At 58.5% G+C, this 21,521-nt stretch carries 23 protein-coding genes; 10 read left to right on the top strand and 13 right to left on the bottom strand.

All coding sequences use genetic code 11. The features are described 5' to 3' along the window. Nucleotide 1: 1 nt before the first annotated feature. The 3 genes from FH08_RS0136475 to aroE are packed head-to-tail and all read left to right on the top strand — an operon-like array spanning nucleotide 2 to nucleotide 2,513. On the top strand, nucleotides 2–460 hold the full coding sequence (locus FH08_RS0136475; RefSeq protein ID WP_031363072.1) for a MaoC family dehydratase: 459 nt from the start codon (nucleotides 2–4) through the stop codon (nucleotides 458–460). Further along, a complete protein-coding gene (locus FH08_RS0136470; RefSeq protein WP_031363071.1) occupies nucleotides 460–1,680 on the top strand; it encodes a CaiB/BaiF CoA transferase family protein in 1,221 nt (406 codons plus the stop codon). Before FH08_RS0136475 ends, FH08_RS0136470 begins: the two co-directional genes overlap by 1 nt. Then, nucleotides 1,680–2,513 carry a shikimate dehydrogenase gene (gene aroE, locus FH08_RS0136465; protein WP_031363070.1) on the top strand — a complete coding sequence of 278 codons (834 nt, stop codon included), beginning with the start codon at nucleotides 1,680–1,682 and terminating at the stop codon, nucleotides 2,511–2,513. Before FH08_RS0136470 ends, aroE begins: the two co-directional genes overlap by 1 nt. 73 nt (nucleotides 2,514–2,586) lie before the next feature. Here the strand turns inward: aroE and FH08_RS0136460 are convergent, their stop codons facing one another. After that, nucleotides 2,587–3,591, bottom strand: a complete 1,005-nt coding sequence (locus FH08_RS0136460; RefSeq protein WP_075583427.1) for a LysR substrate-binding domain-containing protein — start codon at nucleotides 3,589–3,591, stop codon at nucleotides 2,587–2,589. Between the two features lie 322 nt (nucleotides 3,592–3,913). Between FH08_RS0136460 and ansP the strand changes: the two genes are divergently transcribed. Next, entirely contained in the window at nucleotides 3,914–5,410 is a 1,497-nt protein-coding gene (gene ansP, locus FH08_RS0136455; protein ID WP_031363068.1) for an L-asparagine permease, read from the top strand. Between the two features lie 186 nt (nucleotides 5,411–5,596). After that, a complete protein-coding gene (locus tag FH08_RS0136445) occupies nucleotides 5,597–5,848 on the top strand; it encodes a DUF883 family protein (RefSeq protein WP_031363067.1) in 252 nt (83 codons plus the stop codon). A gap of 216 nt (nucleotides 5,849–6,064) precedes the next feature. On the opposite strand, the gene FH08_RS0136440 is transcribed toward FH08_RS0136445, so the two are convergent. The 3 genes from FH08_RS0136440 to FH08_RS54080 all read right to left on the bottom strand — a co-directional run bounded on the left by FH08_RS0136440 (nucleotide 6,065) and on the right by FH08_RS54080 (nucleotide 7,814). Then, nucleotides 6,065–6,454 carry a hypothetical protein gene (locus FH08_RS0136440; RefSeq protein ID WP_031363066.1) on the bottom strand — a complete coding sequence of 130 codons (390 nt, stop codon included), beginning with the start codon at nucleotides 6,452–6,454 and terminating at the stop codon, nucleotides 6,065–6,067. Between the two features lie 470 nt (nucleotides 6,455–6,924). Further along, nucleotides 6,925–7,614 carry a TetR/AcrR family transcriptional regulator gene (locus FH08_RS0136435; protein ID WP_031363065.1) on the bottom strand — a complete coding sequence of 230 codons (690 nt, stop codon included), beginning with the start codon at nucleotides 7,612–7,614 and terminating at the stop codon, nucleotides 6,925–6,927. A gap of 65 nt (nucleotides 7,615–7,679) precedes the next feature. Continuing rightward, nucleotides 7,680–7,814 (bottom strand): hypothetical protein, encoded by a 135-nt coding sequence (locus tag FH08_RS54080; RefSeq protein ID WP_268810841.1) that lies wholly within the window; start codon nucleotides 7,812–7,814, stop codon nucleotides 7,680–7,682. On the opposite strand from FH08_RS54080, the gene FH08_RS0136425 reads away from it, so the two are divergent. Then, complete coding sequence (locus FH08_RS0136425; RefSeq protein ID WP_031363064.1) at nucleotides 7,813–9,561, top strand: CocE/NonD family hydrolase; 1,749 nt, start codon at nucleotides 7,813–7,815, stop codon at nucleotides 9,559–9,561. The two genes, FH08_RS54080 and FH08_RS0136425, sit on opposite strands and share 2 nt — an antisense overlap. Before the next feature lie 389 nt (nucleotides 9,562–9,950). Here the strand turns inward: FH08_RS0136425 and FH08_RS0136420 are convergent, their stop codons facing one another. From FH08_RS0136420 to FH08_RS0136395, 6 genes are all read right to left on the bottom strand, one after another. Beyond that, nucleotides 9,951–10,376 (bottom strand): GNAT family N-acetyltransferase, encoded by a 426-nt coding sequence (locus tag FH08_RS0136420; protein WP_031363063.1) that lies wholly within the window; start codon nucleotides 10,374–10,376, stop codon nucleotides 9,951–9,953. 122 nt (nucleotides 10,377–10,498) lie between these two features. Continuing rightward, nucleotides 10,499–11,644, bottom strand: coding sequence for a serine hydrolase domain-containing protein (locus FH08_RS0136415; RefSeq protein WP_081889681.1), 1,146 nt, complete (start codon nucleotides 11,642–11,644; stop codon nucleotides 10,499–10,501). 81 nt (nucleotides 11,645–11,725) lie between these two features. After that, nucleotides 11,726–12,361, bottom strand: coding sequence for a DUF6817 domain-containing protein (locus tag FH08_RS49775; RefSeq protein WP_051888795.1), 636 nt, complete (start codon nucleotides 12,359–12,361; stop codon nucleotides 11,726–11,728). Nucleotides 12,362–12,629: 268 nt separating this feature from the next. Next, nucleotides 12,630–13,049: a YunG family protein gene (locus FH08_RS0136405; protein WP_035568301.1), complete on the bottom strand. Its 420-nt coding sequence runs from the start codon at nucleotides 13,047–13,049 to the stop codon at nucleotides 12,630–12,632. A gap of 108 nt (nucleotides 13,050–13,157) precedes the next feature. Next, the gene (locus FH08_RS0136400) at nucleotides 13,158–13,835 is read right to left on the bottom strand and encodes an HAD family hydrolase (protein ID WP_031363059.1); all 678 of its coding nucleotides are present in this window, start codon (nucleotides 13,833–13,835) and stop codon (nucleotides 13,158–13,160) included. Nucleotides 13,836–13,995: 160 nt separating this feature from the next. After that, entirely contained in the window at nucleotides 13,996–14,520 is a 525-nt protein-coding gene (locus FH08_RS0136395; RefSeq protein ID WP_031363058.1) for a hypothetical protein, read from the bottom strand. 92 nt (nucleotides 14,521–14,612) lie between these two features. Between FH08_RS0136395 and FH08_RS0136390 the strand changes: the two genes are divergently transcribed. Together FH08_RS0136390 and FH08_RS0136385 are read left to right on the top strand one after the other, a co-directional pair. Beyond that, the gene (locus FH08_RS0136390; protein WP_031363057.1) at nucleotides 14,613–14,843 is read left to right on the top strand and encodes a hypothetical protein; all 231 of its coding nucleotides are present in this window, start codon (nucleotides 14,613–14,615) and stop codon (nucleotides 14,841–14,843) included. A 263-nt stretch (nucleotides 14,844–15,106) separates the two neighbouring features. Further along, on the top strand, nucleotides 15,107–16,030 hold the full coding sequence (locus FH08_RS0136385; protein ID WP_031363056.1) for a sterol desaturase family protein: 924 nt from the start codon (nucleotides 15,107–15,109) through the stop codon (nucleotides 16,028–16,030). 285 nt (nucleotides 16,031–16,315) lie between these two features. On the opposite strand, the gene FH08_RS0136380 is transcribed toward FH08_RS0136385, so the two are convergent. Then, nucleotides 16,316–16,900 (bottom strand): hypothetical protein, encoded by a 585-nt coding sequence (locus FH08_RS0136380; protein ID WP_031363055.1) that lies wholly within the window; start codon nucleotides 16,898–16,900, stop codon nucleotides 16,316–16,318. Nucleotides 16,901–17,785: 885 nt separating this feature from the next. Here FH08_RS0136380 and FH08_RS0136375 point away from each other — a divergent pair. Both FH08_RS0136375 and FH08_RS0136370 read left to right on the top strand, forming a co-directional pair. Further along, nucleotides 17,786–18,844 carry a peroxidase gene (locus FH08_RS0136375; protein WP_031363054.1) on the top strand — a complete coding sequence of 353 codons (1,059 nt, stop codon included), beginning with the start codon at nucleotides 17,786–17,788 and terminating at the stop codon, nucleotides 18,842–18,844. 148 nt (nucleotides 18,845–18,992) lie between these two features. Next, nucleotides 18,993–19,445: a cupin domain-containing protein gene (locus tag FH08_RS0136370; RefSeq protein WP_031363053.1), complete on the top strand. Its 453-nt coding sequence runs from the start codon at nucleotides 18,993–18,995 to the stop codon at nucleotides 19,443–19,445. 584 nt (nucleotides 19,446–20,029) lie between these two features. On the opposite strand, the gene FH08_RS0136365 is transcribed toward FH08_RS0136370, so the two are convergent. Next, a complete protein-coding gene (locus tag FH08_RS0136365; protein ID WP_031363052.1) occupies nucleotides 20,030–20,593 on the bottom strand; it encodes a hypothetical protein in 564 nt (187 codons plus the stop codon). A gap of 378 nt (nucleotides 20,594–20,971) precedes the next feature. Then, nucleotides 20,972–21,325: a DUF4148 domain-containing protein gene (locus FH08_RS0136360; protein ID WP_031363051.1), complete on the bottom strand. Its 354-nt coding sequence runs from the start codon at nucleotides 21,323–21,325 to the stop codon at nucleotides 20,972–20,974. Between the last annotated feature and the right edge of the window lie 196 nt (nucleotides 21,326–21,521).

Raw genomic sequence — 21,521 nt, 5'->3', positions numbered from 1 at the left:
GATGACGATTGTCGATAAATACTGGGATGACGCAAACGAGGGTGACGAATGCGTGAGCCCGGCCTACACGGTGACCAAAGAACGCATTCTGGCCTACGCCGACCTCACCGGTGATCACACTCCGGTCCACGTAGACGAGGAATACGCGAACGCGAGCCACTTTGGCTCGATCGTCGCGCACGGCCTGTTTGGCTTGTCTATTGCCGATGGCCTCAAGACCCAAAGCGAATACCGTTTCCTGCCGGGCATGTCGCTCGGCTGGACCTGGGACTTCAACCTGCCGATCAAGGTCAACGACGTGCTGCATGTCAAATTCCGCGTGGGCGCGATGCGCGCCAGCAAGAGCCGTCCCGACTGGGGCATCGTCGTGCTGCCGTCGGACCTGATCAATCAGGACGGCCAGGTCGTCCAGCATGGCGAGCATCGTCTGATGGTGCCGCGCCGACCGGGAGCATTCTGATGCAAGCACGTCCTCTCGAAGGGATTCGCGTCGTTGACTACAGCCACTTCCTGGCCGGTCCGTACGTCGGGCGCTGCCTCGCGGCGCTCGGTGCCGAAGTCATCAAGGTCGAGCGTCCCGGCAGCGGCGACGCGGGACGTCAGCACGCCACCGTGCTCGATGACGAGCAGAGCGGCTATTTCCTGCAGCTCAACATGGGCAAGCGCGGCGTCAGCGTCGACATGAAGGACCCGCGCGGCAAGGAGTTCATGCAGCGGCTGTGCGACTCGGCGGACGTGTTCGTCGAGAACTACCGGCCCGGTGCGCTGGGCAAGCTCGGGCTGGGTTATGACGAACTGTCCGCGCGAAATCCGCGCCTCGTCTATTGCTCGATCTCGGCGTATGGCCATACGGGACCGGACGCGCATCGCGCCGGCTTCGGCCTGATTGCCGAAGCCAAGAGCGGGATCATGCAGATGATCGGGAACCCCGGCGAGCCGCCGCCGTTGATGCGCATCTCGCTCGGCGACATGTATACCGGCATCCACGCGGTGGCGGCGATCAACGCCGCGCTGCTCGGTCGCGTGAAGAGCGGCCGAGGCCAGCACATCGACATGGCGCTGTACGACACGCTGGTGTCGATGCACGAATACGCTGTGCAGTGCTACACGATGCAAGGCATCGTGCCCGAGCAGACCGGTCACGACATGCCTACGTCGACGCTCTATGGCGTGTTCCGTGCCGCCGATGGCGACCTCGTGATCGCAGCGCAGGTCGACGACGCCTGGAAACGCTTCGCCGCGCTCGTCGAGGCGCATGGCGGCCCGGCCGGCTTTGGCACCGACACACGCTTTCACACGTCCGCGGGCCGCAATGCCAACCGGCTGGAGATTCTGTCCGTGGTGAAGCCCTGGGTGGTCGGCCGGCCGGTCGCGCAGGTGCTGGAACTGCTCGATCGTATCGACGTGTCTTGCGCGAAGGTGCAGCGTATCGACGAAGTGCTTGCCGATCCGCAGATCATTGCGCGCGGCATGGTGGTCGAGCAGGAGCACCCGCGCTACGGCAAGTTGCGTCTGCCGAACCTGCCGTTCCGATTCTCCGATTGCGACACGACGATTCGCGAGGTTGCGCCCGATCTCGGTCAACACAACGCGGAAGTCGCGCAGTCGCTGGGCTTCGGCGCTGCCGAGATCGACGCGATGCAAACCGATGGTGTGCTGTATTCGAAGGTGAGGCCATGATGACTGACCAGTACGCAGTAATCGGAAACCCGATCGGCCATACGAAATCTCCGTTGATCCACGGTCTCTTTGCGCAAGAAACGCAGCAGGACATGTCGTATACAGCCATCGAGGGTCCGCTGGAGCCGCACGACGCCTTTGCCGCGACTGTGCGTGCGTTCGTCGCGGCGGGCGGCAAAGGCATGAACGTGACCGCACCCTTCAAGCTGAAGGCGTTCGCGATGGCCGATGAACGCAGTGAGCGCGCGGAACTGGCTGGCGCTGCCAACGCGCTGAGCTTTAAGGACGGGCGGATCGTGGCCGAGAACTTCGATGGCGTCGGCTTGGTGCGTGACATTGAAGTCAACCTGAGCCAGCCGATGGCCGGCAAGCGCGTGCTGGTCCTCGGCGCGGGTGGTGCGGTGCGGGGAGCATTGCTGCCGTTCCTGGCGGCGCGGCCCGCTGAACTCGTCGTTGCGAACCGGGACGTCCCGAAGGTCAGGGCGCTGGTCGCACAGGTCGCGGCGAGCGGTTCATTGTTCGCCTGTGGCTATGGTGATCTTGAAGCAATGGGACGCTTCGACCTTGTGGTCAACGCGACGTCGGCCAGTCTCACTGGCGAGTTACCGCCGGTTCCGCCGAGTGTCTTCAGCGCGGAGGGCGCCGCCTATGAGCTCGCCTACGGCAAGCGGCTGACGCCATTCTTGCGGCTCGCGCGCAATGCGGGCGTGGCGAGTGTCGCGGACGGCGTCGGCATGCTGGTGGAGCAGGCGGCAGAAGCTTTCGCCTGGTGGCGTGGCGTGCGACCCCAGACGCGCGCCGTGATCGACCAACTGACGGTTCCGCTTGATTGAACGCATCAGGAGGCCGGGGATGACACTTCGGCCTGATCGTTCAGCAGGACGCGATTCGCGCTTTGCAAACGCGCTATCCGGAAGTAGAGGATCGCGCTGTAATCTCCGCAGGATCGAGTTCTTGTCTATTCAGTTCCCGGCTCGCCGATGGCCCATTGACGCCCGTTTTAACTGTCTGTTGTTCAACGTAGGACCAGAGCTGTTCGGCGGCTCGGCCTCTCTGCTTGCCGGAACGGTACAGACGTATTTCCAGTTCGGTAGTCCAGGCGTCAGAGCTTGCCCTGACAAGCGAGCCGTCGCTCAATTCCTTGGTTATGCAGCTCTCTGGCAGCCAGCCGATACCGTGACCTGCCACTACCATGCCTTTCAACGCTTCGGACATATGAGTCTCGAAGCATCGGTACAAAGCGTACGGCTCGGTTGCATTCAGCAACAGCATTTCGACCACGTTCCCAAGGAACGCCCCTGACGAATAAGCCAGCAGGGGCAGTGGTTTGCCGCTTTTTCCAGGTAGCTCGAACAATGGTTTGCCATTGCTGTCGGCAGCAGAAACCGGCAGAACCCGCTCGACGCCCAGCGTAAGGAAGGGAAAGAGATTGGGGTCCAGTCCAAGGGGAAGATGGGGATGGTGGTAGCCCATCAGCAGGTCGCTGTCACCGGCAAGGAGATGTTGCACGCCCTCGGGGACATTGACCGCCTGGACCCGGGCCATGATGTCGCCGAACTTTCCGTTCAGCCGTTTGAGCCAGTCCGGGAAAAGTGTGAACACCAGCGTGTGAGCGACCGAAAAATGAACCACGTGATCGCTGTCGGCAAACTGTTCATAACCGCCCACCATATTACGGGCCGCATACATACTCTTCAAAATATCCGTTGCCAGGCTGCGAAACATCCGGCCTGCGGGCGTGAGCGAGATCGGGTTGACGCTGCGATCCACCAGTTTCGTTCCCATCCATGTCTCGAGCGCGACAACGCGCCGGCTGAATGCGGACTGTGTTAAATCACGGTTGCGGGCCGACCGGGAAAAGCTTTTTGTCTCCGCGAGACTGAGAAAATCTTCCAGCCATTTTGCTTCCATAGTCATCGCTCTTCAAGGACGTCGACCGTTGCCATGGGTCAATAAGTTTCCCTAGCGTGCCACAGGTCGACGAATAACCAATATCTATTTTCGAATGGCGTTAGTCGAAAATTGCATAGGCATTGCACCCGTCAATTTGACACCCTAATTTTGGGCTTCCCAGCTAAGTTGACATGTCGCTCGACATGTTGATCAGAGCCTGCGTCATCTGGATAGAGTTTGTAAGACTGAGCCGGGAGGCTTTGGATACGCACGGCCATTCCGCTAACGTTCATCGCCAAACTGTCGATTTTTGAAAACCGTTCTTAAGCAGGAGATGATCATGGCTACAGCACCCGATCAATCATCGGTTCAAGCGTCCGGTGAGCTGGATAAGAAAAGCTGGCTGGAATCCCATGAAGCGGGGTACCACAAAACGCTTGGCAATCGACAGGTTCAGATGATTGCAATCGGCGGCGCCATTGGCACCGGATTATTTCTTGGCGCGGGTGCGCGTCTGCAAATAGCCGGTCCGGCCCTGGCGCTAGTCTACTTGGTATGCGGTGTCTTCTCATTCCTGATCCTGCGCGCGCTGGGCGAACTGGTCATGCACCGCCCGAGCAGCGGCAGCTTTGTCTCCTATGCACGTGAGTTCCTGGGTGAAAAGGCGTCGTTTGTCGCCGGCTGGATGTACTTCCTCAACTGGGCGATGACCGGCATTGTCGACATCACCGCGGTCGCGCTTTACATGCATTATTGGGCGGCATTCAGCGCCGTGCCTCAATGGCTGTTCGCGCTGCTGGCGCTGTGTATTGTCGCCACCATGAACCTGATCGGCGTGAAATGGTTCGCCGAGATGGAGTTCTGGTTCGCCCTGATCAAGGTCGCGGCAATCGCGCTGTTCCTGCTTATCGGCGTTGCCATCCTGGGCACGGGTACGCCGGTTGCCGGACATGCAACGGGCTCGCATCTGATTACAGAAAATGGCGGCCTGTTCCCGCATGGACTGATGGCGGCGCTGGTCCTCGTTCAGGGCGTCGTGTTTGCTTTCGCGGGGGTGGAACTGGTCGGCACGGCCGCGGGCGAGTGCAAGGATGCCCGCAAGGTGCTGCCGCGTGCCATCAACAGCGTGATCTGGCGTATCGCGCTGTTTTACGTCGGGTCCGTGGTGCTCCTCGTTTGTTTGCTGCCGTGGAGCGCCTATAAGGCGGGGCAGAGCCCGTTCGTCACGTTCTTCGGCGCGCTCGGCGTGCCTGGCGTTGGCTCGGTGATGAATATCGTCGTGCTGTCAGCCGCGCTGTCGAGCCTGAACTCGGGACTGTATTCCACCGGACGCGTGTTGCGCGCTCTGTCGATGGGGGGCTCCGCGCCGCACTTCCTCTCCCGCATGAGTTCACAGTCCGTTCCGTATGCCGGCATCCTGGTGACGGTGGCGATCTACGTTCTGGGCGTCGTACTCAATTATTTCGTTCCGTCGAGCGTGTTCGAGATCGTGCTCAATGTAGCGTCGCTCGGTATTCTCAGCACCTGGGGGTTCATTGTTGTCTGCCAGATGAAGTTGCGTCAGGCGGTGGCCCGCGGTGAAGCTGAGCCCGCCACCTTCAAGATGCCCGGCGCGCCGGTGACGTCGTGGCTGACGCTGGCGTTTTTGCTGGGCGTGCTGGTGTTGATGGCATTCGACTACCCGAATGGCACGTGGACTGTCGCGTCGATTCCAGTCGTGGTCCTGCTGCTGGTCGCTGGATGGTACGGGGTGCGCCGCCGCGCGCTGACCATGATGAAACCGACGATTCCCTCGGTCAGCCTGACGCAGAGCATTCTCGAGGACAACCCGCGCTAGGAGCGGCGGCATGTCCGTTTCGGGCGTGCGCACCGGGAAGGGTACGGAGACGCTGTCGGTCGAGATCGAGGTCGTGCGTTCGCCGGTTTAAGAGTGACGGCGGCTGAGGACCCGGGCAGATGACGGTTCCTTCGAACGCTTTATTAAACGTTGTGTTTTCCTAACCATGAGAACGGGGGTAACAGCATGTCAGATTCCTACAACGCGGTGAACGACGTGGATAAAACTCTGCAAACGACAACGCTTGATTCCCGTAAGGTACGAGCGCGTCTTAAGCACGCCCGCAAAAAGGTGGCCGATGCCCAGGTCGTGGTCATCACGCGGGGAAAGAAATCGGCAAAGCTGGCGAACGGTTATGTGCGTGAGCGTCCATGGTCGACAGCCGGGGTGGCCTTGGGCGTCGGGGTACTCATTGGATGGCTGGTCGGCCGGAGATAGCAAGGGTACGGCCGTGGGGAGCCAACCCTGTGCCGGCTTTGGCACGTTGAATAGTCGCGACTACCCGTTCTGACGTGGGCTCCCGGGCCCACCGGCCGAGATGGCCGGTGCCCGGGGCGGGAAGCGTCTTGCCTTAACGACTCGATGACTGCGGTCGGAACGAGGCGAGTGAGGAATGCCTCAGCGCGAGGATGGAAGCGCTTGCCTCTTGACGTCTCACTGTACGATCTCGCCGCTCCATCGATCACGGTGCGCCCAGAACGGACACTTCATACATTCTTCGCCTTCTGGGTAGTCAATGCCTTCCTCATGCGGGCAGCCGATGATGCGATCGACGGCCGCCACCGATTCGGCTCCATGCTGATCAATAAATCGTACGATTGCTTCAGTGATTTCCGGATCGCTTCTCGCATCGGTTGTTTCGCAAAACCATCGCTCTACCGGGTCCGCGTCGGCATCTTCTTGCGCGACGATAGCAACAGAGACCTTCGTCGCTCTCGTGTCGTCTGGCCCGTAGAAAGCAACCGTTGCCACTGGATAGCTGCAGAAACCTTTGCCTCGTTTTTTTGCAAACTCGTCTCGGTACCACTGAGCCTTGAATGTCATGATCCCTCCCTTGCATGCCTTGCCGAGTGACGTGAGCGGCGTCACGGAAGTCAACACAAAGCGTAGCAAGTTTTTTTGCACCTTCAGCGTACGCCGCTACACGCGGATTTGCGAAATGCTGGCTGTTAGGCTGAGCAAGGAGCGTTCGCATAGACGCAAGCAAGCGCAATGGTGTGAATCACACGGGTCGGAGATCGGCGGTGGTCGGAGTGCAACGGTCATTGCTGCCTAGGAGCCGGTCGTCATATCTTCGGCCGGACCGGCCGTGCGGGATTCCTCGTCGTTGCGCTGCTACGAATGTCCGCTGACATGAAGATCGAATGAGTCTTCTCGACCCTCAACGGCCAATCCGGCCACTTTCGATTTCGTCCGCTTCAACACTAGCAAGCGACGTTCGAAACCGGAGGACGAAAAATCAAAAAAAGGCTCCGTACGTACCGTTGCGCGGTCGACAAAAGAGTGGGCTTACGTCAGCGACGATTGTCTGAACGATAAGCGATAGCGAGCGCATCGAGCCCTGCCGTTACGAAGCGCACAAAGTCCTCCGCAAGCGCGTCCTTGTCTTTCACGACAGCGGGCAAGAGGGAAGCTTGCATCTGCTTTGGTGCGACCATCATCGCGACGCAGGGGAGCACAGCAAACATCACGGCGCGTTGCACCGCTGGAGCCTTCGGGTTCAGCCCCAGCACCTCGCCGATTAGTCCGAGGATGAACGTAGCCTTCGGCCGCACAGCTTTCTCAATAAGCGCCGGAATGGAGGCTGACGGCGAGAGCACTTCGCGCAACATGACCATGAAGCCCCATGGGGTGCTGGCGCTCGTTGAAAGGCCGACGAATCGAGACAGTACAGCGCGAAGTTTTTCCCTTGGATCACTGAGTCCCGCAATCAGCGCCTCTAGTTCGTCGAGGCCCACAATCTGCCGATGGGCCTCGACGAGCGCTGCCTCATAGAGAGCCTCCCGGCTGCCGAAGTGGTAGTTGACCGATGCCATCGGCGTACCGGCACGCTCGCAAATCTCCTTGCTGGTGGCATCCGCAAAACCACGTTCCGCAAACACTTGGCCCGCGATGTTGAGCAAGTGCAGCCGTGTCGCCGCCCCGTCGGCACGCGAGGCACGTTTTGGCTGTTTTGCGGCTGTTTTTCTCGTATTTGTCGACATAATAGGGGCAATAGATTCGTGCAAAAATAGTTTGAATTCGAATTTCAATTCGAATATTATCCATTCTACTTCATCTGCGTCCGGACCGCGAACGGACGCGCCAGCACGAACTGCTGCAACGTCGAAGCAACCGGAATGTCCTCGCGGGGACCACGAATCCAGGCCGATCGATCCGGCCTGTTGAACGATGGAGAAGCCATGTCTCAATCAGTCTCCGGGATCGAACCCGGACAGCGTCAACTCAATGGGCCGCAGACGAGCGGCCGCGAATACCGTAATCTCTCCATGCCCAGCCTGCAAATGGATACCGACTATGACGTGTCTGTGCCGATGCGGGACGGCATCGAACTCCTCGCTGACATCTACCGTCCAGCGACCCCAGGCCGGTATCCGGTGCTTGTGTCCGCGTCGCCGTATCCTCGGCAGATACAAAACCTGGGAGCCCCGCTCGGTTTCATCGAAGCAGGCGCCAGCGACTTCTTCGTCCCGCGCGGGTACGTCCATGTCATTGCGAATATCCGCGGCACGGGTGGTTCGGGCGGGACGTTTGGGTTTTTCGACGGGCAGGAGCGCCGCGATATGTACGACCTGGTGGAATGGGCTGCGGTGCAGCCATGGTCCGACGGCAACGTCGGCATGGTCGGAATCAGCTATTTCGCCATGACTCAACTGGAGGCCGCGGTCGAGCAGCCGCCTCATCTGAAAGCGATCTTTCCGGTCGCGGTGACCGTGGATCTTTATGAAGCGGCCCTGCACCACGGGCTGGCGAGCACGTCCTTTCTCACGCCCTTCCTCTCGATGATCGGCATGACATCCGGACACGGCAGCGCGTTCTACCGCAACAAGTTCGTCGATGCGGCGAGTTACATCCTGAAGACCCCCACTATTCACAAGAAGTTTTCGACGATGAACGGCGAGGCGGCAATGGCCGGCATCAAGGGTTTGCTGAAACTGCAGCACGCGCCGCATCCCTGGGACGATCTCTGGCGTGCATGCGTTGTGGAACATCAGGCGCGCGACGGCTGGTGGGACGACCGCAATCTCCTGCCGTTGCTGGACCGGGTCAACGTGCCTGTCTATCTGGGTTGCGACTGGGATAACGTACCCTTGCATCTTCCGTCCACGTTCAAGGCATACTTCGCGCTCGTCAACAGTCCGCACGTTCGTGTGGGAATGTTGGGCAAGCATGGTCTCGCATGGCCGTGGGAGAGCTTGCACATCGAGGCTCTCGCGTGGTTCGATCATTGGCTGAAGGGGCGCGACACCGGGATTCTCGAAGGCCCTCCCATTCGTTACGTTATGCCGGGTGCCGAAGGGTGGCAGACTGCCGATTCATGGCCGCCCCACGCTGCACACATTGCGCTGGCGTTAGGCGCCGACGGCACACTTGCCGAGGACGAAGGCGTTGGCGGAATACGCCAGCTAATGAGCTCGGGCGCCGGACTGAACCGGGACCATCCGAGTCCCGTGGACCCTGTATCGAGCCTGACATGGACCAGTCAGCCACTGGAGCACGATCTTGATATCGTAGGTGAAATAGAACTGCAACTTGATGCGATCAGCACCGCGCCGGACACGGCTTGGATTGCCATTCTGCAGGACGTCGATACCTCGGGTGCGGTGACCGAGGTTACCGCCGGCTACTTGCGTGCCAGCCTGCGGGCTGTCGATGAAAGCATCAGCCGCCTCGGAGCGCCAGCCCTCCCTTGCAGGACATTTGAGGCAGTGCCCGTCGGCAAGCCTGTGAAATACCGAATCCCCTTGGTGACCAACGCACGACGATTCCGGCTGGGTCATCGCATCCAGTTGATCATTGCCAGCGACGACCAGAATCCCGAGACGCCGGCAATACTGCGGTTTCGACATGCGAGTGTTGGCACCAGCAGCCTTAACACGATCAGTTCGTCCTCCCGCTTGATGCTGCCGGTGCTGCTGGAGTCGCGCTGAAATCCTTCCGCCATAGAGGGGCGCAGAGCGCGTTTGTCGCCAGATCGCTGAGCCGTCGCTACTTTCCTGGAATGCGCGAGGTGCATTGGGCAAACGTCGTATAGACCTGTCACGGCAGTTGAGGAACAGTGCGGGTCCGGACGAGCACGGCATCGTGGCCCATCTCAACCAGATGTTCATTAGTAACCCGCTGCCGACTCCATGGCGCGTGCCATATCGGCAGCCAGCGATGCTCTTCTGCATCCTCGGATCTCAACCACACTCGGCCAACGGCTCTTGCCTAGCTCAAATCGGACGTTCGAAATCTGATGCCGAAAGGCGGATGATGGGCGATCGCGGTCGGACGGCGAGCTTTCGTACCGGCACGTGACCAGCCCGGTTGCCCCGCGCTATGGGTGTCTTTCATAGAGCCTTTTCTGCAGATAGTGTCGTTCATGTCTGCCGCTGAACTCCTCCAGGCGGCCGAACTCGCCATATCCGAGCTTTTGATAAAAACCGAGCGACTGAAAACTGAACGTATCGAGAAAGGCGTGCTTGCAGCCTCGCCGACGGGCTTCGCTTTCTGCCGCATTCAATAGTCGCGTTGCATGCCCCGCATTGCGATGCGCCTCGCTGACCCAGAGAACGTGGACTTCGAGATATTGCCAGAAAGTGTCGGCTAGCAAGCCGCCGATGATGCTGCCGTCCGCGTCGCGTGCGAACACGCGCAACAACTTGAAGTCTCTTACAGTAAACGCGGCGTTGTAGGCTCGGAGTTGCGATGCGATGAAAGCGTCATCGTGCTCATTCGGCACGTCGGTGACTTCAATTTTCATGATCGTTTGGCGCCGTACCTGGAGAGCGAAGATTAGCCGTTTTATGGCTGCAACCACAAAGCGTGGTCCCATTCTGCGTGGTCGGTCAGAGCGCCCAAAGCTGCCGCTTGAGAAGCCACCTTCTAGCTGCCGCTGAGCATTGGATCTCTCCCAGGGTCTTTCGCGTGAGCAGCAGTCAGAAGCAGCCACATTAAATGTCCCATCTGCTGTTCGCTAACTCTATTGCCGTTTCCTACAAGACCAAACAGGGCGCGGGTGTTGGTCTGATGAACAACGACGAGATCGTCTATCGGATCGACGATAACAAATTGACCATCTGATCCATCCGCCCAAAAACTGCCTGCAGGCAAATCTTGCGTATCTAGATGTTGGCCATTCCTACTGGTCCACCATAGGTAACCGTAACCAGCGTGCATGATCGCGTCGGAGTGAGGCGTCGTACTCTCTGCGACCCATGACGCCGGTACGACCTGCTGCTCTTTCCATCGGCCTTCGTTAAGATATAACAAGCCAAACCGCGCCAGGTCGCGCGCACTCATCTTGAATAGGTATGCGGCATGCAACGAGTCCGAACCTCGCTCGTAGCTTCCGTCGCTCACGCGATAGTCCTGCATTTCCAGCGGATCAGCTATCTGACTTTCAAATGATTCGAAGATTGATTTTCCAACGGCCTTTTCGTAGATGGACCCGAGGGCATTGAAATCCCAATTGTTGTAATACCAGAAGGTGCCAGGCGCATGGGAGCCCCGTATCGGCCTCACGCGGCGCTCGCGATCAGTTTCATAGAGTGCGACGTGGTAAACGCCGGACTTTGATTCGAGTAGGTCTCGTACCGTGGCTCGCTTCTCGCTATCGGTGAGCGCTGGAAACACGTCGTCTATTCCCAGCGTCCCAAGCGTGTCGTCCAGATCAAGTTGATGGGCATTGACGGCAATGCCAGTGAGTGCGCTCAACAAGCTCTTGCGTGCGGAGTAAATCTTGAATCGATGATCAATGTCACCACAGCTCGCGACGATAGTACCGTGTTGGATCGCAATGAAACTTGTCGTGCCTATCTGTTTCGAGTAGTCGTGCGCTTCCGTCAAGATCTGCGGATCCCATCCGGCCGCTTCAGGAGTAGTGCGGCTCCATTCGACACCTGGGTATAGAGTCGGCTGGGCCGCGTCAACGGAGATCTGACTGAACATAGCCAAAATCGAGAGAACAGAAAGTGATACGGATCTCGAAAAAATGCCTTGTGGTCGGCTGGTCATATCAGAATTCAGCATGAGGGTTACGCAGTCTACAAGCCGTTGCTTTCGAGTTGCTTTAACGTTGCGGTTGCCTCGATCGCCAGATAGAGCGCCGGTTTAGCCTCGATCTGTCGTGAGCCATCCCTCCGCCCTCATCCGATCACGAACCGCGTCGGCGGTCCAGTTTGTTAGCACGTCGCGGGCGGTGCTGTAGGCTTGGATGGGCAGTTTGCTTTTTACAGACTCGAACCTTGCCAACCAGAAAGGTCCTGCCGCAGGTGGCGCGTCCGGTTGGTGCAATGCGCCATCCACAATGTTTGCGGCTTCAATCTCCAAAAGGGCTGTGAAAGTTGGATCGTCAATCTCGACGTCTGTGCCCAACGACGGGAGCGGAATGCGATACGGTGCGGCGACCTGTCCATCAAAAAACGTGTGTCGATTTCCCATGCAAAAGAGAAATACGAGAGCTTCTGCATCTTGCCCGATGATCTGCTGAATTTTTGGACGCTGATCCAGGGAGACGGCTTTCTCGCGAAATTCTTCTGTGCCGTAAATACTATGAAAGGCGCCAGCGCGAACCAAAGTGGAGGAAGCCCCCCATTTATCGAGCCATTTGGCGGTCTCGATCAGATGCGCAGTAAGCGGTCTGCCGAAATGAAAAATCCCTTGAGTTCCAAACTCACGAACTTGCCTTTCCAAGTCGTTCAGCATAAAGAATGACCTCCCCATGACGGTTTCTCTGGCCGCAATCATGGCATAACCGGAGCGGGTAGCGTCAACTTGACTGTTCGCTTGACACTGAGATCTATGCGACTGTCAGCGGTCGGAACAACGGCGATGGAGGCGGTTCATGGCTTCAACGAGGTCGGGAGTAACGTCGGAAACTGAAGTAACGGAAATGATCATTGTCTGCGTTCGTTTGCGCCGCCCAGTTAGGCGACTGGTTCCTGCAACCACAGCATAAACACCGATTCTCGACGATGAATCATCGATACGGCAGCAAGGACGAGCGGAAAGCCCGTCAGTCACCATCCGAGCACGCGTGGCCGCACGCTTTTAGATAGTCATCAACCCGCTTCAACAACAACGCACAGCGTTGCATCGTCCCTTCACTATCATTCAATTCGTGACGTTCGAGAATATCGAATTCCTGAATAGTTGAACCGGCCGGGAACTGCTGCCAGCTTAGATCAATGTGGTACCAGTCGTTGCCAACACGAAGCCCGTTCCAGAAGTGAACGTCTACTGCCTTTCCGGTCCAAACCTTCCCTTTGATGATTTCGGTTTCGGGGTAGTAGTGCTGCACCACCCGGGACGTTGGATAGCACTGACCCAAAGCAGGATTGTCCACTTGCTCAACCTCTAAATAAGCCGTCCGCTTGTCCCAGGAGGCGGCTAGCGCTTCACGAAGGCAGAGCATGAAATTCGGGTTGCGCGCCATAGTCACATCCAATCTATCGTATTCGATCGGGTTCGCCGTTCATCGATTCGCGTCGGGGCAGAAGTCGACCCTGTATAGCGGTCAACCAACTTTCTCGACAACGGACGTTCACGCAAATTTTGTGTCGCGCCTCGTGAACCAGTCAGCAACGTGTTCAATCGCTCCGTCGAGTTCCCCTAATATCCGGAAGCTCAGTTCCGCGACCTCTGCAGTCGGTGGTTTCAGGTCTGGAACGATGACCACTGCTATGCCGGCGCTAGCGGCCGCGTGCGCGCCGTTATCGCTATCTTCAAAGGCTAGACAAGCATCCACCGGCACACCCAGCCGATGGGCTGCAAGTCTGTAGACCGCCGGATCGGGTTTCCCACGATCGACTTCATCGCCACCAGCGATCGCCTTAAAAAACTGAAGCACGCTTACACGCCCAAGGCGCGATCTAATCTCATCCACAGGAGATGAGGAAGCGACAGCGCAGGGAATGCCTGCTCTCGCTAACTCAGTCAGCAGGGCTCGTGCTCCAGATTTCAGCGGAAATATCGGATGCACTGATGGCTTGCTCAAGTGCTGCCGGACCCGGGTCAGCGCCTCCCGACATGTAGCCGCCCCACCGAGCAGTTCTGTCAGTATCAGCTCGCATTCCGTCGCCGACCTTCCGACAATCCGAAGATAATCGCTAGCCGACAATGCGATCCCAAGGTCCAATCCCACCGTGATCCACGTGTTCATGATCGCGCGCTCTGAATCGACCAGCAGGCCGTCCATGTCGAAGATCGCCGCTGAGAACATCTGCTTCACTCCCTGAACTCCCGTCGAGAGACCGCACTGTATCAAACGTAGCGTCGAGACAGCAGTCTCTGGCAGTCTATTGACTCGACATAAAGGGTCCGGCCAGCTACGTATTGATGTCGATCGCCCCGAAATGACCGCGTTGAGACGGATACAGGATTCAGGCTGTGCCGGTTCGAGTTGCAGTTTCAGGCGAGAAGCCGCGTTTTTCAAATAGTTGCTCTGATGCGTCGCTCCCAACGGTAATCATCGTGCAGCATTCCAGGTAACCGAGCGCCGCGAGCGACAACAGTGCTGCGTCCACCAACGCTCCGCCGTCACCCGTTCGTTTGTGCGAAGGTGTAGTCGCTACCACGGCAATGACTGGACAACCATACGGTTTGTAGTCGCAAACAAGGCATGCGGATCGAAGACCGTCAGTTTCTTCAATCGCCCAGGATGCTGCTGGAATCCATTCCCCGTACCGACCGGCGACAATTGCCATTGCCTTTGATCCGTATTGGGCTACGGCCTGACCAGCATCATCGATCGTTCCGAGGAACGCGCCAAAAAAGAGCGTGCCTAACGCGGGTATGTCTTCCCGCGTTACGTTGCTAATATTGGCAGGTCTCGCGCCCGCGTCAAAATTGGCCAACAACGTCCGCTTCCAGAGTCGGGCGTTACGCTCGTGCGTCGTGTCCGTCATCGCGTGTTCTTCTCATCAACATGAAAGCAGCATTGTTCGCGAAATGAAGATCGATTGTCGACTATATAGGCCGCATGGTCGAGTGTCTCTTCATGGCCGATAGCGCCAGTTCGACTAAGGCGCCTGAAGCCAACATTCGCGAAGACTGGGACGAGCTCGCCAACGACCGCAAAGGCCGACGACCTGCCGGTTACCAATGCAACATGAAGGACACGTGGTCGGCCATTCCCGACCTTCGGCTGTCGTTTAGCGTTATCGGTGCCTGCCATCGTCCGCAGGATTGTGAATGCTCCGTCGCGCGCGTGTTGGTAGGCGTCGAATAAGCCTCAACGGACCTTGCCCGTCGGTGGGAAAGCAATTGGATACGGCACAAAACGGTAGTCCGTCACGGTCCATCGCCGGGGCACCACCGCAGCACCGACTCTGCACCGTGGCTTGCCAGTCCCGGGCGGAAGTCCGCGACATCTGGTGACATAGTTTGCGCATGGTTTTTAACCGGGCCGCGCACTACATTAGCTTCACCCGACGCAGTAGCAGCCTTTTCCCGCAAACGACGCGTCCAATCTGAACCGGTTATCTGCCTATCATGGTTACCACTGGAAAAATCGCTCTTTGCGCTACGTTGTTCGTCATTGCTGTCTCACTGATCGAGGCATGCGTGCTCACTCGCAGGCAGCGCAATAGCGCCATGCCTTTCGATTGGTATGAAGTGTGGATTTCGCTGGCCGATGTGGCCGGTCGCAAACTGCTCGCACTGCTGCCGCTTTCGCTCGCGACCCCGATTTTCGCACTTGCCTGGGATCACCGGATCTTCACCGTCACGCTCAACAGCGCGCTGATGGTGTTCCTGCTCTTTATCGGCCAGGAGTTCTGCTACTACTGGTACCACCGCGCGTCGCACCGCATTCGCTTTTTCTGGGCAACGCATGCGGTTCACCACTCGCCGAATCAACTGACGCTTTCGTCTGCTTACCGGCTTGGCCTGACCGGCAAGCTGACTGGCTCAGCGATGTTTTTCGCCCCCCTCGTATGGCTTGGCGTGCGTCCGGAAATCGTGCTGGCGACGCTGAGTTTTAATCTGCTTTATCAATTTTGGCTGCATAACACGTGGACCCCGAAACTCGGCTGGCTTGAATATGTGTTCAATACGCCATCCGCGCATCGCGTGCACCACGCATCAAATGCCGACTATCTTGACGCGAACTTTGGCGGCGTGCTCGTCATATTCGACCGCTTGTTCCGTACGTATGTCGAAGAACGCGCTGATGAGCCGTGCCGCTACGGTCTGACGACACCAACGCGCTCTCGCAACCCGCTCGTTGTCGAATTCGAACACTGGGTCAGCCTCGCCCGTGATGTCATGTCGGCGGGCAGCGTGTGGACCGCGATCCGCAACGTGATGCTGCCGCCGGGCTGGCACGTGGACGGTTCTAGCCAAACAACCGAAGCGCTGCGTCAGCAGGATCTGGCCGCACGTCGTACAGTTCCAGTAAGTACGCAGGGACGGTAACGGAATATCAAACTCGCTGTGGCACTTCCATTGAAACCGCTGCCGCCACTGATTTTCTTTGCCATCGTCGTAATCTGTTGCTTCACGATGGCGTCTACGCGAGGGCCACGCTGACGTGGATGGAGCCGTGCTCACCAGTGCAATTGTCGGCGACATAAATTGCGGAGAAAGTGGGCGAGGTCATGGGCGAAGCGCCACGGAGCCTGACGCTGATTTTCACTGGAGACTGACCCACTGTTGGGTCAGTATTGTGTGGCCATCAACAGGTCGCGACAATCCAGCTCTTTAGGTTGCCGAAGTAAATTTCCGACGCAGTTTGCCGGCCGATAGCCACAACGCGGAGACCAGAAAATAGATCGCGCCGACACCTGCATAGCCGGCTACCTTGACAATCGCGGGAGGCACTGTTGCATGGGCCTGCGCGATGAAAAACGCGCCAGCCAGCGCCGACTGGCCCCCGCTCAGAATCATTGCCCATTGCGCACCAAAGTGCTTCCAGCGGCGAACAGCAGTGCCAAGCTGAAGTAATCCCGAGAGAACGGCCCAGACTCCGAATACATCGAGCACCAGGCTGGAATCAACGCTCAATACCACTATTACCGCAATCGCTATCGCCGCGCTAGCGAAGACGTTGAACGCCTGAGTGAGGTTTTGGCGCATTCCACCGCTACGTGACATATCGACGTAATTGGCCAGCGCATCCCATATGGGATAAACGATAAGCAGCGCGACTCCAATCGCCGTGGCATGCTGCCCAACGGCGAACACGAGCGCCACCCACACGACAGAAAACGCGGCGCGGGTAAAGTAGTAGTGTTTTAGCCACCGCTCGCCCTGAAGGCGAGTGGTATCTGAAAGATGAGTAGCCATTGAAACTCCTCTGAGATTTTGTCGACAGCGTCGCCTTTGGCTACGCGCCGCGCTATTGCCGAGTTCGGCTGTCGGCAGGACTGAGCCAGCGCTTTCACGACATGAAGGCTGCTCTGATAAGGATAATGGCATTCGGCCTGGCTTGACGGCATCGGTCAAATGACCGATGCGCTCTAAAAGGTTGGCATATAGCTGGCAATCTGTTCTACCAGCGCTGCGCTATCCATCTTAATGACCGACTGACCGACGAAAACGTCACCTTTTCACGCAGTGCGCGTATTCGATGAGTCCGCCTGTGGTCGACCCTCTGCCCCACGGACGATCGACCGTACCCGACCTTTTTAGCCCTCGGTTATCGCGTCGATTCACCGCTTCGCCTTCTGCCAGGAGCGGGTGATCGGGCCCGGTCGCCTCTCGTGAGTTACGTGGTCGACGGGTTTGGCTATCGTCATGAAGCCGCGCACGGAATCCCGGCACACCGGCGCTGGCAGGTCCGCGCTTTCACAGCTCGAGCGTTAGCCGCATTCGCACGCGACGCATTGATTTAATGATTTCCAGCCGGGCGCAGGAGGAATGATGCGTTTGCTTGCACCGTAGTCTACGATGTGATTTAGATACCCGCTCTCCTGCGACAGTACATCCGTATTCTCGCTGGACGTCTACCGCCTTAAGTCGTTGCCCGGCTGGCGCCACGACAGACGAAGCGTGTCATTCCCCGTTTGCGCAGAGCTGATTGATCGGCTGAGCCGTGAGCATGGCAAGCGATTTGCCGAAACGCCGGTATATACCTAAAGGTCCGTCGAGGGATCAGCTTCGACGCGGCAAAGTATCGGCGGACGTGCGGCATCCCAGGCCGGCGCAGCGGACCCTTGATGGAGGCAGAGCATGACAAACGACACATCCGAAAACGCAGAGAGCGGCACAGGCTGGATCGACCAGCCCGATGATGCGAATGTGATCGCTGCCCTCGTCGAGAAAATCAAGGCGCAGCAAGCGACGATCGCAGCCAGCAGCAAGACTCATCTGGACGGACGCATCGACCGGGGCCAGCACCAGAAGCAAACGCTCGGGGCCTTCGGCACGCTGCGTATCTTCGACACGATTCCTCCCGCATTGCAACAGGGACCCTTCGCGAAAGAGAACGCTCTTGCGCCATCACTTTCCTATCGGGTGGCTTGCCGCTTTTCGAACGGCCAGCCGTGTCCCTTTTCCGACAGTGCCGCCGACGTGCGCGGCGTCGCCCTCAAGTTCTTCACTCTGCAGGGCACTGAAACCGATCTGCTCATGACCAACGAGGGCGGCCGCTCGCACGCGAGGAACGCGGTGCAGTTCATGGATTTCGCCGATATCCTCGTCGCCCAGATCGCGAAGGGCGCCGTTGGTGCGCTGGAGCAAGCATCGATGGAGGTGTTCGGCGGCAAATTGGGACCCATCGAGACAGCCCGCATCGTCGCGATCCTGGCGAAGGAGACGAAGCTGCGCTCAGTAGGCAGTCTGGCGACCGAGCGGTTCTGGGGCTCGGTGGTCAAGCTGGGGACAGCCGCCATCAAGTACTCGCTTCAGGCCGATGACGCCGCCATGCAGGGCACAGACGGCGATCGCCACGGCGACAGCTATCTGCGCGAGGACTTATTGAACCGCTTGCAGAAAGGCCCGCTCAAGTGGCAACTCTGCGTGCAGCTCTTCACGGATGAAGAAAGCACGCCGGTACACGATGCATCGGTTGTGTGGGCGGGGACGCCGATTGCGGTCGGCGAGCTGGAGATTTCGTCGTTGCCCTCCGCCGATGACGAAACGTGCATCAATCAGATGGCATTCAACCCGGGCAACGGCTTTGAGCCGCTGGGCATCACGCACGCCCGCAAGGCCGTGTACGCGGCCAGCGCCGCAAACCGCAAGGACCGCGGCCTGCTGTCGACCGACGAGGCGCGCAAACACCTTTGATCGGTGTGAAGCTGCACATAATTTATTGGAGCAAAACACACGGTGTACGACCAATAAGCGGTGACCATTTTCTGTCGGTGCGCGGATGTATTCTGCCGTCGTATGCGCTCAATTTCGAAGCCGTCGGCGCTTATTGTCTGGAGAAGCGATGACCACTGGCACACAAAAGCCTGACACCTCTACCTGCCGACTGGTGCGAGCCGGCCCACAGTTCGAGGGAAAGCAAGGGCTGACTTATGCTGTAGGTATCTCAGCTGAAAGTGTGGGATCGAAGCATGTGCATCTTCAGCTCGCCACCATTGCGCCGGGCGCCCGTGCCAAAGCGCATCTCCATGCGGAACACGAGACGGCCATCTATCAGTTGAGCGGCGTCTCGGGGTGCTGGTATGGCGAACGATTGGAGCACCATGCGACGGTTCGGGCGGGAGATTTCTTCTACATCCCCGCAGGGGCACCGCATGTTCCATACAACGCGAGCGCGGATGAGCCTTGCGTCGCGGTGATCGCCCAAACGGATCCCAACGAACAGAAAAGCGTCACGATGCGGCCGGATCTTGATGCGTTGCCTGACTCGTCGCGCGGTACGCCTTTAGCGCTCTAATTGCGTAGTGTGCAACCGAGCAGTCGCACTGTAACGCGTGCGCCATATCATCGCTGATTAAAACAAACGAGCATGGGGAACTGCAGGTGCCGTTCGAGGGCATGCGATCTGGTTTGACTCACTCCGGCCACTCGTTGGCGAGCGCCAGCGAAGGTACAGTGGTCGTTCCTTTCCTAGATCGTCAGACAGGTCGTCAGCCTTTGCTGTCGTTGGCGAGCTCGTCCCAGTCTTCGCGAATGTTGGCTTCAGGCGCCTTAGTCGAACTGGCGCTATCGGCCAGTCAGAGACGTTCAACCAGACCACTACAATCTTCACTCTGACGTTCGGACGTCCGCTCCGCCCAAACAACGGACTTAGCCTCGCGATCATATCGACCGACGCCCGCCTCCCTGGGCAGCCATGTTCATGTTGGTGGCGTCAGTGTCACGAGCACCGGCGGCCTTACGACAGATCGGGGAAGCTACACAATCATCTTGTAGAAGGCGCACGAATTAAAGGAGGGAAAACCTGCGCCCACGCTCACGCTCAGTTCCCCCTCATAGAAAGCGCCATAGCGAGCAGGCGTGAACCCATCCGGGACTCGACTAGCGGAAGCCGTAGACCAGGACCTTTTTCCCTTCAAAGGTAACTTGCACACCTAACTGACAATTCGATGAACACGTCGTGCCGTCGGCGGTCGGCCCGGCGGACGGAACCGTCTCCGTAGCGATAATCGCTTTGACGAGCGTCCCGTCGTCAGCGACCACCATTTCCAGGTCAAGCACGACGCCGGCAGCCACAGGGCCGCCGTTGTACGTGATTTGCATGGTACCGGTGCAATCGGCGTTCACCTTGTAGGTGCCACTCTGATTCGGATTGAATGCAGTCTGTCCACCTTTCGGGACCCCGTTCATATTGCCGAAGTCGGTCCGTGTAAAACGACCTGAGCCATCAAACGTCACGATAGCGACGTCATTCAGGATGGACGGGGTGGTGAACGCGTGCAGCGTAGTTCCATCCAGCAATCCAAGAACTTCCCCTTGGGCGCTAAACCCATACGGTCCCTTTAGCGTTGCGTTCGAGCAAAGGCCGCCGGCTTGCGCGGCGCCACTTAGCGAGAGAAGTGCAACGGCGGCTGCCGACAAAACGCTTAAATGTTTGATCTTCATGTTCATCTCCTTGTCACCGAATCAGGCGCTTACCGTCACAGTGCGCACGGAACCTATTCCTGGCTGGATTAGGCATCCGATTCAAACAAATAAAATTTCAAATCGCCACAGTGATAACTCGCTGCCGCCGTTTGCGGAGCAAGTGATGAGAGAACGAGGGTCCGTCGGTGCGGCCAGCTGATCCGGAGCTGTCGTGCCGCAGCCGGCGTCGCGATCGGCCTGTGCCACCCAGTTTTAGACCGTCCGTATGCCTCCATCATCGACGCTCTGACGGGAGCGATCAGGTCTGAAGATGCGCACGCCGCCGGTGACGACGCCCTCAGACGATTCAGGCAGGTTACCCGGATCGTTGGGGGGTGTCGGGCGAGCCATCGGCGGTCAGTGACCGAAGAAAGTGTTGCAGTAACTGGCGGGGCCGACGCACGACGATGGCGAGGGCTTCGGCAGATGCTGGTAACTGCCGGCGGCCGAAGTGCCGTTGGTCGTCGTGCCGCCAACGTCGTTGTTGCCCGCCTTCTGGCTGTCCTCTGCAGCGATCTTTGCTTCAGCTGCTTGAATTTGCGCGGGATAGGTCGTATGGTCGCCGTCGCCGGCGTGATAGCCGGCCTGCGCGAGACGGATCAGTTCATCGCGCACCTGCGCGCGGGTGACGGGCGCAGTGCTCTGAGCGATGCTGACGACCGGGCTGGCAAGCGCACAGCTGGCGAGGACGATGCATGCAAGTGTTTTCATGATGGAGCTCCTTGAATCGGTTGAACGGGGAACGTCGTGTTACGACGCTGGCAATCTCCTTAAAAGTGAGGTGAAAAAACGTCGCACATGGAACCCACACGGGCGCGTGCCGATTAAGCAGTGATTGTTCGAAAAATCGACGATGCATATTTATGCACTGCGTGATCCCCACCGGTCGGTTATAGAGCCGTACTCG

It is taken from the genome of Caballeronia sordidicola, from assembly GCF_000729995.1.
In the GTDB taxonomy this organism is placed as follows: Bacteria; Pseudomonadota; Gammaproteobacteria; order Burkholderiales; family Burkholderiaceae; genus Caballeronia; species Caballeronia sordidicola_A.
The sequence above is the reverse complement of the archived record's forward strand: the minus strand, read 5'-3'. Positions and strand labels throughout refer to the sequence as shown.